General features: G+C 68.9%; 9 protein-coding genes and 1 pseudogene. 5 read left to right on the top strand and 5 right to left on the bottom strand.

Annotated elements, in window-relative coordinates; all coding sequences use genetic code 11:
* Positions 1–9 precede the first annotated feature (9 nt).
* The 3 genes and pseudogenes from AB0I03_RS15450 to AB0I03_RS15440 form a co-directional block, all read left to right on the top strand.
* Positions 10–714 carry a hypothetical protein gene (locus tag AB0I03_RS15450; RefSeq protein WP_360412493.1) on the top strand — a complete coding sequence of 235 codons (705 nt, stop codon included), beginning with the start codon at positions 10–12 and terminating at the stop codon, positions 712–714.
* Between the two features lie 325 nt (positions 715–1,039).
* Positions 1,040–4,456, top strand: a complete 3,417-nt coding sequence (locus AB0I03_RS15445; RefSeq protein WP_360412490.1) for a discoidin domain-containing protein — start codon at positions 1,040–1,042, stop codon at positions 4,454–4,456.
* A gap of 120 nt (positions 4,457–4,576) precedes the next feature.
* A pseudogene (locus AB0I03_RS15440) lies at positions 4,577–5,569 on the top strand (LacI family DNA-binding transcriptional regulator); the annotation flags it as partial.
* A gap of 67 nt (positions 5,570–5,636) precedes the next feature.
* Here the strand turns inward: AB0I03_RS15440 and AB0I03_RS15435 are convergent.
* Positions 5,637–6,839: a Gfo/Idh/MocA family oxidoreductase gene (locus AB0I03_RS15435; RefSeq protein ID WP_360412487.1), complete on the bottom strand. Its 1,203-nt coding sequence runs from the start codon at positions 6,837–6,839 to the stop codon at positions 5,637–5,639.
* Positions 6,840–6,951: 112 nt separating this feature from the next.
* On the opposite strand from AB0I03_RS15435, the gene AB0I03_RS15430 reads away from it, so the two are divergent.
* On the top strand, positions 6,952–7,773 hold the full coding sequence (locus AB0I03_RS15430; protein WP_360412484.1) for a helix-turn-helix domain-containing protein: 822 nt from the start codon (positions 6,952–6,954) through the stop codon (positions 7,771–7,773).
* A 153-nt stretch (positions 7,774–7,926) separates the two neighbouring features.
* Here the strand turns inward: AB0I03_RS15430 and AB0I03_RS15425 are convergent, their stop codons facing one another.
* The 4 genes from AB0I03_RS15425 to AB0I03_RS15410 all read right to left on the bottom strand — a co-directional run bounded on the left by AB0I03_RS15425 (position 7,927) and on the right by AB0I03_RS15410 (position 14,055).
* Positions 7,927–10,305, bottom strand: a complete 2,379-nt coding sequence (locus AB0I03_RS15425) for a xyloglucanase (RefSeq protein ID WP_360412481.1) — start codon at positions 10,303–10,305, stop codon at positions 7,927–7,929.
* 59 nt (positions 10,306–10,364) lie between these two features.
* Complete coding sequence (locus tag AB0I03_RS15420) at positions 10,365–11,306, bottom strand: carbohydrate ABC transporter permease (RefSeq protein ID WP_360412478.1); 942 nt, start codon at positions 11,304–11,306, stop codon at positions 10,365–10,367.
* A complete protein-coding gene (locus tag AB0I03_RS15415) occupies positions 11,303–12,286 on the bottom strand; it encodes an ABC transporter permease subunit (protein ID WP_360412475.1) in 984 nt (327 codons plus the stop codon). Before AB0I03_RS15415 ends, AB0I03_RS15420 begins: the two co-directional genes overlap by 4 nt.
* A 74-nt stretch (positions 12,287–12,360) precedes the next feature.
* Positions 12,361–14,055: a hypothetical protein gene (locus AB0I03_RS15410; protein WP_360412472.1), complete on the bottom strand. Its 1,695-nt coding sequence runs from the start codon at positions 14,053–14,055 to the stop codon at positions 12,361–12,363.
* Positions 14,056–14,297: 242 nt separating this feature from the next.
* Between AB0I03_RS15410 and AB0I03_RS15405 the strand changes: the two genes are divergently transcribed.
* Positions 14,298–15,545: an ROK family transcriptional regulator gene (locus AB0I03_RS15405; RefSeq protein WP_360412469.1), complete on the top strand. Its 1,248-nt coding sequence runs from the start codon at positions 14,298–14,300 to the stop codon at positions 15,543–15,545.
* Positions 15,546–15,641: the final 96 nt, after the last annotated feature.

The following is a 15,641-nucleotide window of genomic DNA, read 5'->3' as shown; positions in this document are numbered from 1 at the left end:
GTGACCACCATGCGACGCAGATCGCTCCTCACCGCAGCACTGGCCGCACCGCTGGCCACCGCGGGCGCCGTCGGCGCCCTCCAGTCCCCCGCACAAGCCGCCGCCTGGTACACCGAGGACGATTGGGGAAAGTGGACCGACGGCGCGTTCACCGTCAACAACCACGTCTGGGGCAGCGGCGCCGGCGCCCAGTCCATCTGGGCGAACTCCTATTCCAACTGGGGTGTCTGGGCCGACCATCCCAACACCGGCGGCGTCAAGTCCTACCCGCACGTCAGTTACCAGCTCGGGCGCGACGTGTGGAACATGGGGAACGTTTCCGCCAACACCGACGTCACCGTGCCCACCGGCTCGAACCTCGCCTACTGCACCACCTACGACGTGTGGGGCAACGGCCACGACCACGAGATCATGATCTGGACGCAGAATCACGGCGCCGTCGGCCCGATCGGCTCCTACGTCACCGATGTCAACCTCGGCGGCCAGAACTGGGCCCTCTACCAGGGCAGCAACGGCTCGAACGCCGTCTACAGCTTCCTGGCGCGCAACCACACCACCAACACCTGGGTGGACATCACCGCGCACGCCCAGTGGCTGGTGGCCAACGGACGCATGCCACGGGTCACCATCGGCGAGATCGCGTTCGGCTTCGAGATCACCTCGTCGGCCGGCGGCCGCAACTTCAACTGCAACAGCTACTCGCTGTGGACTTAGCAGATCCATTCGCCGCCGGGCCGGAGCGATTTCCGCTCCGGCCCGGCGGCGTTTCCCGAGGGCCACCGGGCAATACCGGCCCCGGGATCGCAGACCGGGGTGCCCGGAACTTGCTAGATAACGATATCTACCAAGTGCGCTCATCGCGTCATTCGATGTCGCGTCCCGGCAGAATTCATGTCCTTGTCTCGGAGGCAAAGACCGGCAAATAGGGACTCAGCCAGGTAGTTTGCCATCGTGCACATGAACCTTGCCTCCCGGACCGCCATGAGATATCGTTATCCATCGATAGAAAGCGATCTCTAGAACGAAGTAGGTACTGCAGATGCTTCCCCCTACGGCCGCCCTTCGCGACCGCACCGCCTTCCCCAGGCGGGCTGTCGAGCTCATGGCGGCGATGCTGCTGTCCATCGGACTCTTCCAACTCGTCCCGGCCGCCGAACCCGCGGCCGGGCAAGACGCCGGGACCTGCGACGTGCAGATCCACTCCACGACAAGCGAAGCCGGCTTCAGCCACCCCGGCGTCGGCCTCACCGAGCCGATCCTGCAGAACGTGCGCACCCAGCTCGCGGCCGGGGCCGAACCGTGGGTCTCCGGATTCGAAGCGCTGCAGCGATCCAGCGTCGCAGGGGAGGGCGTGAAGCCGTCCAACGCGGGATCCGACCCGACCAAGCCCCGCACGACCGCGTTCAACGCGGGCACCAGAGGGATGTTCGAGGCGGACGGCCTGAAGGCCTACACGCAGGCCGTCCTGCACGTGCTCACCGGCAAGGAGATCCACCGCAGGAACGCGCTGGCCATCATCCGCAACTGGGGGCAGATGGACCCGACGAAGTTCGAGTACTACACCGACTCGCACATCCACAACGGCATGCCGCTCTTCCGCATGGCATCCGCCGCAGAACTGCTGCGGTACACCAGCTGCGGCGAGGACCCGGCCCTCGTGCTGACCGACGACGACGCCCGGGCCTTCAGCGAGAACCTCATCCGGCCCGCCATCGCCACGTTCATGTCCTCCCCGGACCACTTCATGAACCAGCACAACTACCCGCTGCTGGGCTCCATGGCCGGATCGATCTTCATGGACGACACGGACCTCTACGCCGAGAAGGTCGAGTGGTTCACCGTCAATGAGACCGCCCAGGACGAGGGCTTCAACGGCTCCATCGCGCGCCTGGCCCGCTGGGTCGACAAGAACGACAAGACCGGCGAACCCATCGACGACCCCCACGTGCAGCTCGTCGAGATGGGCCGCGACCAGGCCCACGGCGGCGGCAACCTCACCAACTTCGCGGCCCTGTCGCGCATGATGATGGCGCAGGGCACGAAGGTGGACCCGGTCGACGGCACGGTCTCGACCGCCGCGGACGCCGTGGGCCCCTACGAGTTCCTGGACGACCGCATCCTCAAGGCCGCCGACTACTTCTGGCAGTTCATGTCCGGCCGCGACCCCGAGTGGACGCCCGTGGGATACGCGATCTCGCCCGACGGCACGATCCGCGACACCTACGACCACATCGCCGACGGCTACCGCGGCCGGTACGGGACCGCGAGCTTCTGGGAGGTCTACTACCACTACAAGTTCCAGCTCGGCGAAGACGTCGAGGCGATGGCACCGTTCTTCGCCGAGGCCTACGCCAAACGCCCCACCCCCGTCCAGATCGGCTGGGACGGCCGCGACGGCGGCGGCGATTCATGGATGTTCGCGCCCGCCGAAGCGGAGGGCGAGACCGCCCAGGTGCCGAACGCCGACCCTGACCTCCTCGAGATCGAGCAGCGCTACACGCACCTCGCCGGCGACGTCCAGGAAGGCGACGGATTCGTGAGCATGGCAAGCGGATCGAAGATCGCCTACCTCAGCGGCGCGAACAGCAAGCCGCAGCAGGGCTTCCTCGTCCGCACCGAAGGCGCGGCCGTGATCCACCTGGGCGGCGTCAGCCACAACGACACCGTCCGGCGCGACACCACCGTGACCGTGCCGGACACCGGCGGCGAATGGCGCTATGTCACGGTCACCCGAGGCATGGACAACACCCTGTTCATCGAGACCGAGGGCGCCACTGTCCACATCGATCACATCAATACGAACGCCGGGGCCGAACTCGACGTACCGGTCTTCCCCGAGGACGCAGCCGACCGGATCGTCGGCTGGTCCGGTGCGGACCTCACACTCGACCTCGCCGCCACCGGCCCCGACGGCATCACCTACAGCGCCGCCGACCTCCCCGACGGCGCCGAACTCGACTCGGCGACCGGCACCCTGACGTGGTCCGGCGACGACTCGGGCACGATCACCGTCGCCGCCGACGACGGCACGAGCGTCGCCGCACGGACGATCACGCTCGACGCCGCCACCGACCGCCAGGACGCGCTGGCGCTGGCCGAGGAGGAGTACGAGCCCGAGGACGGGTACGAATCGGCGACCGAGGCCGCCTTCACCGCCGCTCGTGCAGCGGCCGAGGCAGCGCTCCAGGACGGCACTGACGCGGAGTTCGCGACCGCCTTGGCGGGCATGGTCGCCGCCGTCGACGGACTCCGCCTGGTCTCGCCCAAGACCGATGTGGACGGCAGCCTCGACTACTCGGACGCCCTCCACGCCTCCACCGCGGCAGAGCGCACGCCGCTCCTCGTGGACGGCGACAACCAGACCGGCACCGTCTACCCGCAGGCCGTCGACAAGTCGCACGTGTTCGACTTCGGCCCCGACTTCCGGGTGTCGGCGAGGGAGTTCGGATTCCAGAGCAACATCTTCGCCGACCGGCTCGCCAACTCGGCGGTGTACGGCTCCGACGACGGCGTCGACTGGACCCGGCTCACGCCGGGGGTCACGCAGTTCACCCAGGACTTCAACACCCTCGAAGTCGAACCGGAGCTCCGTGACGACCGGTTCCGGTACGTCAAGGTCCAGATGATCGAACAGCTCCCGGACGTCCTCTACGGGATCGTCCGCGGCGTGTTCGAGATGACCGAGTTCCACATCTACGGTGAGCGCCACGAGATCGGCAACCAGATCGAGTCCGCCAGCATCGCCTCCACGGACGCGGTGGCAGGCAAGGTCGCCATCGGCGACACGGTGACCGCTACGGTCACAACGAAAGAGCCGGTCGACGCCGTCTCGGTGAACGTGATGGGCGTGACCGCGGAGGCGGCATCAGCGGACGGCCGCAACTGGACCGCGGCGGTGCCGCTCGAAGGCGTCGAGGCCGGACCGGTCACGTTCACCGCCGACTACACGGTCGACGGCGAAGCCGGCCCGACCCTGTACGGCACCACCGACGGCTCCAAGCTGTTCGTCGGCGGCGACGGCGACCAGTGGATCGACGTCGCGAACCTCGCCACCGTCCTCGCCTCCGACAAGCAGTGGCCCGGCAACGGGCTCCCCGCCGACGAGATCGGCTACCTGCTCTTCGACGGCGACGAGAACACGGCCGGGGACCTGAACACCGGTGTCGGCTCCTACTACACAGTGGACTTCGGCGAAGGCGCGACCGTGCGCCTCGACGAGGTGTTCTTCCTGCCCCGGCTGTGCTGCACGTCCCGGTCCGACGGCACCGTCGTCCAGGGCTCCAATGACGGCCGGACCTGGACCACCCTGACCGAGCCGCTGACCCGCACCACCGCCGGCGTCTGGCAGGGGAAGCCCGTCACCGACGACACCTACTACCGCTACTTCAAGATCTACAACCCGAACCGCTGGCACGGCAATCTCGGCGAGGTCCAGTTCTTCGGCGACATCGCATAACGGCAGGCCACCCCGGCCGTCCGCCCCGCCGACGCGAGACTGACCGAGGTGGAAGCAGCAGGGGCCGAGCGCTTTCGCGCTCGGCCCCTGCATCATTGAGAGAAGGTTATCCTCGAACCCATGACCTCCCCGAAGTCGTACCGTGCCCCCGTCCTCGCCGACGTCGCGAAGGCCGCCGGCGTCTCGGTGCCCACCGTCTCACGTGTGCTCAACGGGACCAAGAACGTCGCCCCGGCGCTGGCCCAGCGGGTGCTCGTGGCGGTGCAGGAGCTCGGTTACCGGCCGAACAGCGCCGCCCGTTCGTTGCGGTTGAGCCGGCCGAACCTCATCTCGATCATCGCGGAGGCCACGACGTCGACCTATGGGTACGCGGGCACGCTCCGCGGGGTCGAGACCGCCGCTCAGCAGGCGGGCATGTCGGTCTCGATCACCATCGTCGCCTCCGATGAGGACGAGTCGGTGCGGCGCGCGGTCGACCTCGCCCTGTCGCAGCCCATCGGCGGGGCGATCGTGCTGGAGTTCCGCCGCGCCGGCATCAAAGCCTCACGGGCGCTTCCGGAATCCCTGCCGGTCGTCGCCGCTGGAGGCGGATCGGAGCGCACGGACGGCACCCTGGCGGCGCTGATCGACGAGGCCGCGGGCGGGCGCCAGGTCACGGCATATCTACTCCGGCAAGGGCATCGAACCGTCCACCACATCGCGGGGCCCACCGGCGGCAAGACCTCGGGCCGCACCGAGGGCTGGCGCGCCGCCCTGCAGGACGCCGGCGTCGAAGTTCCGGCGGTGATGCACTCCGAGTGGGACGCCCTCGCCGGTTACCGCTGGGGCGAGCGGATCGCCGGCCGCGACGACGTGACCGCAGTGTTCTGCGGCAACGACGAGATCGCCCTGGGCGTCATGCGGGCCCTGGCCGACCGCGGCATCGACGTCCCGGGCGATGTCTCCGTCGCCGGATTCGACGGCCACCCCCTCGTCTCGCTCTGGCGCCCTTCCCTGACCACGGTCGAACAGGACTTCGAGGACCTCGGCGCCCGCGCGTTCGACCTGCTGTCGCGACGCCTCCAAGGCGAAGGCGACCTGCAGTCCTCGGTGGTCAAGCCCCAACTGGTGGTCCGGGAGTCCACGGCACCGCCGCGCCGCTTATTCCGCGCGCCGGAACCCGCGGACGCGCCACGAGCCGTTACGACTGCTGCGGTGCGTCGCCGAAGTCGTCGATGCGGAGGCGTTCGCCGCCGCGGAGGGCGGATTCGTGGGCCACGATGCCCGGCAGGGTGTAGCGGGCGGCGACCCAGGCGTTCACCGTGGGGAGGCGCTGCTCGTTGACGGCGGTCACGAAGTCGTGCGCGAGCAGCTGGTGGCTGCCCATGTGGCCGTTGCCGAGGCCTTTGAACTCGACCGGGAGCTCGGCGACGTCGTGGATGGGCGCGTGCCCGGAGATGAACGAGTCGTGCAGGGCCGGATCGACATTGGCCAGGACCGGGTCGTCGGCGCCGCTCGCCCACAGGGGCTGCAGCAGCTCGCTGACGTCGTGGAGGGGTTCGCCTTTCTCATGCCAGTGAGTGGTGCGCGAGTTCTGCTCCAGGATGCTCTCGGTGCCGTAGAACGTGAACCGGGATTCGGGAAGCCAGTGGCCGAGGCCGACCCGGCGGAACTCGTTGGTGCGGAAGCTGCCGCCGTCGGCCGTTTCGAAGAGCGCGGTGGCGTTGGAGAAGTCGTTGTCGAACATGCTCACGGACTTGTCGAAGACGCCGTCGCCCAGCTGGTCGGGCACGCCGATCGCGCTGACGCTGACCGCGTGGGTGTTCCAGGCGCCGAGCACGCCGCCGATGGCGTGGGTGGGGTACTTCAGGGGCGGGAAGCTGGCGGTGCGCTTCCAGTCCGCGCCGCCGCTGTACTGGTAGGCGGCGTAGAAGCCGTGGTCCATGTCGTGGACGTAGTCGCCCTCGGCGTAGAAGAGGCGGCCGAACGCGCCTTCGGCCGCCTTCTGCCGGGCGAACACCGTCGAGGGGTGGTAGTAGCTGGTCTCGCCCATCATGTAGGTGAGGCCCGTTTCCTTGACGGTGTCGATGATCGCGGCGATCTCCTCCGCGGTGAAGGCCATCGGCACGGCCGAGTAGACGTGCTTGCCCGCGCGCAGCGCGCGCTCCACGAGCGGCCCGTGGGTCCACCGCTGGGTGAAAATCGCGACGGCGTCCACATCGGAGGCGAGCATCGCGTCGAAGTCGTCCTCCACCCCGGCCAGGCCGAGCTCGGCGACGAGGGTCGCGGCGCGCTCGGGGACGAGGTCGGTGGCGGTGACGCGGGAGACCCCGGGGTGGGCGTTGAACAGTTTGGCGAACGAACCGGCGAACTGCCCGGCGCCGACGAAGCCGATTGCGAACACGGCGATACTCCTTGCTGATCGAAGCGGATCGGTCGAGACCAGTGCCGACCGTCGCGGCATCACCGTATACATTCCGATCAGAGAAGTCTTCACTGATCGGAACGAGTTTTTCTTGGATCCTCAGATCGAGCTCGCCCCGCCCGGGCTGGTCGGCTGGGCCGGGCGCCCCATCCTCATGGACACCGCTCATCAGCACGACGACCTGGAGATCAACTTCGTCGCCGAGGGCGGCACCATGCTCTACCTGTTCGGCGGCGAACCCGTCGAGATCGGCCCGGGCTCGGTCGCGGCGTTCTGGGCCGCCGTGCCGCATCAGCTCATCGCGAACGCCGTCACCCGCGCGCACTGGGTGCACGTGCCCTTCGCGACGTTCCTCGGCTGGGGCCTCCCCACCGCCCTGGTCGGCCGCCTGCTGTCGGGGATGCCGCTCATCGCCCCGCCTTCGGCCGCAATGGATTCCGACGATGCGAACTTCACCCAGTGGGCCGCCGACCTCGCCAGTGCGCAACCGGAGCGCCGCCGGATCCTGCTGCTCGAGGTCGAAGCGCGGGTGCGGCGGCTCGCGCTGGACGCGCCGCCCGAACCTGCGCGCTCCTTCACGGGAGGCGATCCCGCACTGCGCCATGTGGTCACGATGGTCCGGCACATCGCCGAGCATTTCCGCGAGCCGCTCACGGTCGCTGATGTCGCGGCCGCGGCGCGCCTGCACCCGGGCTACGCGATGACGCATTTCGGGAAGATCGTGCGCACCACGATCATCGACTACCTGACCCGCTGCCGCCTGGCCGAGGCCCGGCGCCTGCTCGTCACCACCGACCGCCCGATCGCGGCCGTGGCCGCCGATTCGGGCTTCAGCTCGGTCAGCCGGTTCTACGCCGCGTTCACGGCCGCATGCGGCGTCCCGCCCGCCGGTTACCGCCGCCAGCACCGATGACGAGCGCGGCGCACCGGGCCGGTGGCGGCCGGCCTCCACTGCTCACCGGTTCCGCCTTTGCGGTTGCCGGTCGGCGTCCGTGCGCCGTCGGCCGTGTCGAGGCCGGTGGCGGCGAGGAAGCCGCCCCGTGGGAATCGGGGCGGCTTCCGTCCGTCAGGCGATGTCGCCGTAGATGATGCCGCGGCCGTTGGTGGTGAGGTAGACGCGGCCGTAGACGAGCGGGTCGCCGGTGATGGCGGACCCCGACCAGGCCCATTGATGAGCGTCGTCGTTGATGCGGTGCCAGCGGGTGCCGCCGTCGATCGAGCGGTAGATCGCGGCCTTGCCGTCGATCTCCGCGGAGGTGTAGATCGCCGGGTAGCCGGATCGCTTGGCGGCCTTGCCGAAGCCGACGGACTCCGCCGTCTCGAACGCGGCGATGCGCTTCCAGGTCGCCCCGCCGTCCTTGGAGCGCCACATGCCGCCGCCGACGCCCTCCGTCTCGTCCCCGCGCCCGGCGAGCCAGACGTGGTTCTTGCGGCCGGGGACGGCCCGGAAGTCCTCGACGGCCGCGGCGGGCAGGCCGGTCGCACCCGTGTCAGTGAACGTGGCGCCCCCGTCGGTGCTGCGGTAGAACGTGCCGCCCGAGAACGAGTACAGGACCGAGGCCTTGACGCGGTCCGAACGGATCTTCGCTCCGGCCGGAAGCCCCTGGACCGGATTCCAGGTCTCGCCCAGGTCGGTGCTGTACACCGGGGTGACCTCGGTGCCGCTGGGGGACCACAGGATCGTGGATCCGTCGGCGGTGATCGCGACGGTGCCGCCGTGGCCGTCGCCGGGGACGCCTGCCAGAGGCGCGGCGTTGCGCCAGGTCTTGCCTCGGTCGGTGGAGACGCCGACGTGGCCTTTCTCGTTGCCGTGGACGTTGCCGGTGCCGACGATGATGTCCGGCTTCGCCTGGGCGAAGTCGACGCTGGTGCCCGTGGACCAGTCGGTGTCGATCATCGGTTCGGCCCGGTCGAGGTCGGTGTGGACGAAGCCGCCGACGTCGCCGACGGCGGAGACGAGCGTCCCGCCGAGGGCGGCGAGGTCGAGGGTCGCGCACTCCTCCACGCCTTCGGCGCGGACGCCGACGGTGAACTTCTCGACCGGGAGCGCAACGCGTTCGCCGTTCTCCTCGCCGATGAGGTCGCCCTGCGAGTCCCACTGCGTCAGGTCCTCAGTGCCCCAGATGGTGGCGCCGGTGCCCCACATGATGCGGCCCGAGTCGTGCGGGTCGATGGCGAGGGCGTCGATCATCCACCCGTGCTTGACCGCGTACGCCGGCCCCTGGTCCTCGCCGTTCCATGACAGCCACGGGCTGCCGGAGCTGTCCATGTCGAACCGGTCGTGGCGGTCCTGGCCTTCGGCGTAGTCCCAGCTGAGCGACCAGGTGGCGCCGGAGTCCGTGGAGCGGTAGAGGATCTCGTCAGGCCACCAGTTGTTGCGCGTGGCCGCCATGAGAGTGCCGGGGTTCTGGCGGTCGACGGTGATCCCGCCGAAGCCCGGGATCACCCCGCGGGGGTTGTAGGTGGGCGTGACGTCGGTCCACTCCCCTGTCTGGGTCGCGAGCCGCACGATCTTCCCGCCGTTGCCCGAGGCGGGGGCGCCGTTGTACGGGCCGGGGTCGTGGCTGGTCACCATGTACAGGTGCCCGTTGGTGTTGTCTACAGCGGACTGGCTGGGGAAGGTGCGGTTGCCGTCGGCGGAGCCGAGGATCTCGGCCGCGCCGGGGACCGCGGTCCAGGTCGCGCCGCCGTCTTCGGAGACGTACAGCGGGTCGGCCGGGTCGGCCACGCCCACGTAGATCTTGCCGCCGATCTGGTCGAAGTCGATCCAGATGACGCCCTGGTTGTCGGCCTGGGTCGGGTTGTTCGGGTCGACGACGAAGTTCCCGGCGTTGGGGAAGTGCTCGACCTTCGCCCAGGTGCGGCCGTGGTCCTTGGAGCGCCAGAGGCCGTTGCCGGAAGGGGTGCCGAGGTAGAGCTCGGCGTTGTCGGCGGGGTTGACCACGAGGCGTTCGCCCATGCCGCGGCCGGGCATGTTGCCGCCCTGCTTGAACGGGAGTTCGGCGACACCCCAGGTCTCGCCCTTGTCGTCGGAGTAGAGGACCGCGCCGTTGTTGGGGTCCCAGTCGATGGTGTACGTGCCGACCGCGGCGTAGACGCGATCGGTCTCCACCGGGTCGGTGGCCATGGAGACCACACCGGAGTAACCCCACTTGTCGCGGCCGACCCAGTCCAGGAGCGGCTTCCAGGTCCGGGAGTCCTCCTGCCAGCGGTAGCAGCCGCCGATGTCGGTGCGGGCGTAGATCAGGTTCGGCTCGGTCTCGTTGAAGACGATCCCGGGGACGAAGCCGCCGCCGTTGATGACGGCGTTCTTCCAGGTGTACTTGTCGTTCTGCTTCGCATCGTCGTTGTCGCGGGCCCAGGCGGGCAGGGTGCCGGCCGCGACCGCGGCGGCGGCCGCTGCCGCACCGACGGATGCGGTGGCGGTGAATGTGCGTCGTCGCACGGTGATCTCCTTTTGCGTTGGTTGCGAGAGGTCGAGTCCTGTCGGCGGACCGCCGGGGCTCATCCCTTGACGGCGCCGGTGATGACGGCCTTCGTGAAGTGCTTCTGGATGAACGGGTACATGATCACGATCGGGATGATCGTGCAGACGACCACGGCCATCTTGAGGGCGGCGGTCGGGGCGGCCTCACCCGTGGCCTGGTACTGGGCTGCGGCCTGGGCGCCTTCGGGAAGCCCTTGCGTGGACATGAGCATCCGCTGGAGCACGACCTGGATCGGCTGGGTCTCCAGGCCGGGCGTGTAGAGCACGGCCTGGAAGTACATGTTCCAGTAGCCGACGGCGTAGAACAGTGCGATGACGGCGAGGATGGCCTTCGACATCGGCAGGACGATTCTGAAGAGCGTGCGGAACTCGCCGGCGCCGTCGATCTTGGCGGCGTCGATGAGCTCGCCGGGGATCGAGTTCATGAAGAACGCGCGCAGGATGATGATGTTGAAGGTGCCCACCGCGCCGGGCAGGATGAGCGACCAGTAGCTGTTGAACAGGCCGAGTTTCTGCACGACCAGGAAACTGGGGAACATGCCCGGTCCGAACAGGAACGTCAGCAGGATGAACCACAGGATCGGGCGGTGCAGCAGCGAGCCGGTCCTCGAGAGCGCGTACGCCCCGCAGATGGTGAGGGCGAGGCTGATGGCGGTGCCGACGACGGTGAGGGTCAGCGTCAGGAGCAGCGAGTCGGTGAGGGCGCCGCCGGAGAAGATCTCGCGGTAGGCCTGCGGGCTGACCTCGGTGGGCAGGAGCAGGAGGCTCCCGCCGGCGCGGTTGAGCGCCTCCTCGCTGGCGAAGCTGGTGGCGACGACCGCCCAGATGGGCAGGACGATCGCGGCGGCGTAGCAGATCAGGAACAGGGCCTTGACGGCCTTGCCGGCGAGCGAGGGCTCTTCGTCCCAGACGGGCCGGTTCTTGTTGCGGCGATTGGGTTTCATGGCGATGGCGGTCATGACTTCTGGTAGATCCCTTGCTCTCCGAGGCGGTGCGCGATGTTGTTGGCGACGAGGATGAGGATCAACCCGATGACGCCTTTGAACAGGCCCGCGGCGGTGCCGAACGACTCGCCCTGGTTGCCGACGATCGACTGGTAGTACACGTACGTGTCGAGCACTTCGGTGGCCTGGTAGCCGACCGCCTGGCGTTGGAGCTGGTACTGCTCGAATCCGACCGAGAGGATGCCGCCGATCTGGAGGATGAGCAGGAGGATGATGACCGGGCGAATGCCCGGGAGGGTGATGTGCCACATGCGGCGCCATCGGTTCGCGCCGTCGGAGGCGGCCGCCTCGTAGAGGCTCGGATTGATCGAGGCCAGGGCCGCGAGGAAGATGATCATGCCCCAGCCGGCGTCCTTCCACGCCCACTGCAGCCAGACCAGAAGCAGGAAGCTGTCGGGGTTCGAGGTGAAGTTCAGCCGCTCGCCGCCCCCGTCCATGATCCAGTTGGAGACGAGGCCGTCCGCGCCGAGGACCTGGACGAACACGGTGACGACCAGGACCCAGGAGAAGAAGTGGGGCAGGTACACGATGGACTGGAACGTGCTGCGCACCTTGACGGAGATGATGCTGTTCATCGCCAGGGCCAGCACGACCGAGAGCGGGAACATGCACAGCAGGTTGAGCGCGGCGAACTTGAGCGTATTGAGCAGCGCCGGCGTGAAGTACGGGTCGTTGAACAGCCGCTCGAACCACGCGAAGCCCACGAACGGGTTCTCCCAGAACGGCCGGTAGGGGCTGTAGTCCATGAACGCGATGATGTTCCAGGCCGAGGGCCAGTAGTGGAACACCATGAGGTGGGCGACCACCGGGAGGGCGAGCACCAGGAGGGGCCAGTCGTGGCGGAGACGCTGGGCCACAGTGCGTTTGCGCCTGACGAGGGGCGGGCGGGGGGCCTCGTCCGCTTCCGTTGGTGTCGTGCTCTGGAGTGTTGCCATCGCTTGAGATTCCAGTCGTGTAGATCCGTTGCATGGGCGGTCGGGCGGCCCGTGCGGGCCGCCCGACCAGGGCGCTACTCGTCGCCGTAGAGGGCCAGGTACGCGTCGGTGTAGTGCTTGCGCGCCTCTTCGCCGCCGTTCTTGAAGTACGTCTCGACCATCTCGGGAATGGAGGAGAGTTCGGCGCGCCCGAAGGCGATGTCCGACTGCTGGTCCCAGAGCGTGGTCCCCGCGGCCTTCGCCGCGGCGGGGGCCTCGATGCGGACGCCCTTGAAGGGGGGCTCCACGACGTACTGCTGGATCGAGGCGTTGTACTCGAAGCGCGCGGCGACCATGTCGGGGTCGCCGGTGAGGAACGTGTCGACCTGGGCGAACGCCTTGTAGTTCACCGGGTTCTGGACGACCTCGCTGCCGACCGCGGTGTACGCGGGGTTGCCGTCGGCGCCGATGTCGAAGTGCTCGCCTTCGACGCCGTAGTTGAGCAGCTCGTGCTCCTTGGTGCCGTACGGTGCGGCGGCCCAGTTCGCGACGTCCAGGATCTCCTCGACCTGCTCCTTGGAGAGGCTCTTGTTGAGGAAGGTCCAGCCGCCGATCCCGGCCGACACCGTCACGATGGGGGCGCGGCCCTTCGCGGCCAGCGGCGGGAGCGGGGCGACCGCGCCCTCGGCCTCGCCCTTCTTGACCAGCAGGTTGTAGTCGTTCCACCGGACGAGGTTGTCCTGGGTGAACATGACCTGGCCGGCCTGCTGCATCGCGGCGGCGTCGAGGGTCCCGGTGGGGGCGTCGGGGTGGATGAGCTTCTCGTCCCACAGAGTGCGGCGGAACTCCATGAGCTCCGTGAACTCGGGCCGCTCGATGTTGTTGACCATCTGCTTCCGCTCGGGGTCCCAGTTCCACCCGTCGATGCCGCCGAGGTTGAACCACTGGCCGATGAACCAGTCGAGGCCGACGGTGGCCCACCGGCCGGCCGCGTCGTCGGTCCAGGCGCGGGCGACCTCGAGGAACTCTTCGACCGTGGTCGGCATCGCCAGACCCTCGGCCTCCAGGAGGTCGGTGCGGGCGAGGATGCCGTTGCCCTGGCCGCCGCTGTAGGTCATGGGGATGGCGTAGATGCCCGCGGTCTCGGGGTCGTCGGGGTCCTTGGACCACACGGCCTGCCCCCACGATTCGGACGGGAGGGCGGCGAGGAGCGGCCAGCGCTCGGCGATGTCGCCCTGCACGATCTCGGTGAGGTCGTAGAAGGAGTTGACGACCGTTTCCTGGAAGTTGCTGAAGGAGCCGGTCATGTAGTTGAACAGCTGGATGCCGTCGCCGTACTCGTCGGCCTTGACCCACTGGACCGCCGTGTCGCCGTAGGTCATGCCGTCGCCCTGGCGGAGCTTGACCATGGTGCCGCCCCAGGCAGCGGCGACCGCCGCGAAGTAGGGGTCGTCCTGCGAGGGGGCGGCGCCCCAGCACGGCACGGTGATCTCGTAGGTGCCCTTGCCGGAGGGCGGGTCGGTGATGGCCTGGACCGGCTCGGGGTACGAGGTGAAGGCGGAGGGGTGGTGCGGCGGCTCGCCGACCAGGTCGGGCTCCACGGGCAGTGGCCAGTCCTCGTGGGTGGGCAGGAAGTCGAATCCTTCGCTCGTCTGGGTGGAGCCGGTGTTGGACTCGATGTCGGAGCAGGCGGCGAGGGCAGGGAGGCCCGCGGCCCCCGCGGCCCCGAGCCCGGCGGCCTTGAACAGTGAGCGGCGCTTGAAGGGCGCCCGGTCGGAGGGATGAGCCATTGTCGCTGACCTCGTTGTTGCGAAGGGATAGGGAGGGACGCAGATCAGGGGTATCGAGGTATGTGTATCCCTGGCCTGGTGCGGTGTACGGTACGCAAAGGCCGTTCAGTTTGTCAACTATCCGTACGAACTACTCGCGGCAATCGGGGCGGCAAAATGGTTATGAACGAGACATATGAGGGCACACATCGGCGATCGAGCGCCCCGATAACGTTGGCCGAGTACAAACCGAGGGGAACGCAATGCAGACCACGTCGTCACCGCAGGCCGAGGGGCGCCGGCCCGGGACCCCGCTCAGCGGCCTGGAGCGCAGCGCGCTCCGCGAGCTGCTGATCCACGGTCCGAAGTCCCGCGCGGAGATAGCGCGGAACATCGGCATCTCGCGGACGAGCCTCACCGTGGTCATGCGCGCGCTCATCGAGCAGGGCCTGGTCACCAGCGGCACCATCGAGCTGCGGGGGGCCACCGGCAGGCCCAGTGAGGTCCTCCACATCCGCCCCGAGGGCCGGCGGTTCCTCGGCGTCAAGCTGACCAGCGACAGGCTCTTCGCCGTCGTCACCGACCTCAAGGCGCAGGCCCTCGCCGAGTTCGACGAGCCCCTTGCGTCGCGGCAGGTCGAGGACGTCGTCGCGCAGATCGGCGGTGCCTACGAGCGCCTTTCGGGCGAGTATCCCGGTATCGCCGCAGCCGGCATCGGTCTCGCCGGGGACGTGGCCACTGTGGGCGGACGCCGGATCGTGCTGGAGTCGCCGTTCCTGGGCTGGCGCGAGGTGCCGCTGGCCGGCATCGTGAGCGAGCGCCTGGGGATGCCCGCCACCGCGGAGAACGACGTCCGGGCCCTGACGGTGGCCGAGCACTGGTTCGGCGTCGGCGTGGGGTACGAGTCCATGGTGCTCGTCACCGTCGGCACCGGGATCGGGGTCGGCATGGTCGTGGACGGGAAGGTCGTGACCGGCGCCAGCGGCCGGGCCGGGAGCCTCGAGCACCTGCCGGTCGACCCGAGCGGACCGCGGTGCGAGCGCGGGCACCGCGGCTGCCTGGCCTCGTACCTCTCGAACGCCTCGATCGTCGGCGCCCTGCGGACCCCGGGCCTGGACTACGCGAGCGTCGTCGCCCTCGCGCGCAGCGGCGACCCCGCCGCGAAGCAGGCGTTCCGCGACGCCGGGCACGCGCTCGGCGTCCTCGTGGCGACGCTGGCGAACACCGTGGACCCCCAGAAGATCATCATCACCGGCGACGGCATCGCGGTGACCGAGCTCGCGCGGGCCGAACTCGACGCCGCCGTCGAGGCGGGCCGCCACCCCGACAGCGCGCCGATCGCCCTCGACATCCAGCCGTTCGAGTTCGACGAGTGGGCCCGGGCCGGCGCCGTGCTCGCCATCCGCGACTTCCTGGGCGACGAGCAAGAGTTAGTGTTTTTCATTGACAAAGTCGTGCGGCTTGTCGATACTTGGACGGCCCCGAACACGTCCATCGAGGAGTCCGCATGACCGAACCGCGAGCCGTTGCCGAAGCCCCCCGCTTCAGGCGGGCCGACCCGGCGCCGAGCGGGGCCGCCGCGAGTGTCCCCGACGGCCTCGAAGAGG

It is taken from the genome of Glycomyces sp. NPDC021274, from assembly GCF_040641195.1.
GTDB lineage: Bacteria > Actinomycetota > Actinomycetes > Mycobacteriales > Micromonosporaceae > Glycomyces.
This window is presented reverse-complemented; position numbering and strand designations above follow the sequence as displayed.

Coding starts and splice junctions, on each gene's coding strand:
- AB0I03_RS15450 (WP_360412493.1), top strand. CDS start 10: ATGCGACGCAGATCGCTCCTCACCGCAGCACTGGCCGCACCGCTGGCC.
- AB0I03_RS15420 (WP_360412478.1), bottom strand. CDS start 11,306: ATGACCGCCATCGCCATGAAACCCAATCGCCGCAACAAGAACCGGCCC.
- AB0I03_RS15405 (WP_360412469.1), top strand. CDS start 14,298: ATGCAGACCACGTCGTCACCGCAGGCCGAGGGGCGCCGGCCCGGGACC.
- AB0I03_RS15415 (WP_360412475.1), bottom strand. CDS start 12,286: ATGGCAACACTCCAGAGCACGACACCAACGGAAGCGGACGAGGCCCCC.
- AB0I03_RS15445 (WP_360412490.1), top strand. CDS start 1,040: ATGCTTCCCCCTACGGCCGCCCTTCGCGACCGCACCGCCTTCCCCAGG.
- AB0I03_RS15410 (WP_360412472.1), bottom strand. CDS start 14,055: ATGGCTCATCCCTCCGACCGGGCGCCCTTCAAGCGCCGCTCACTGTTC.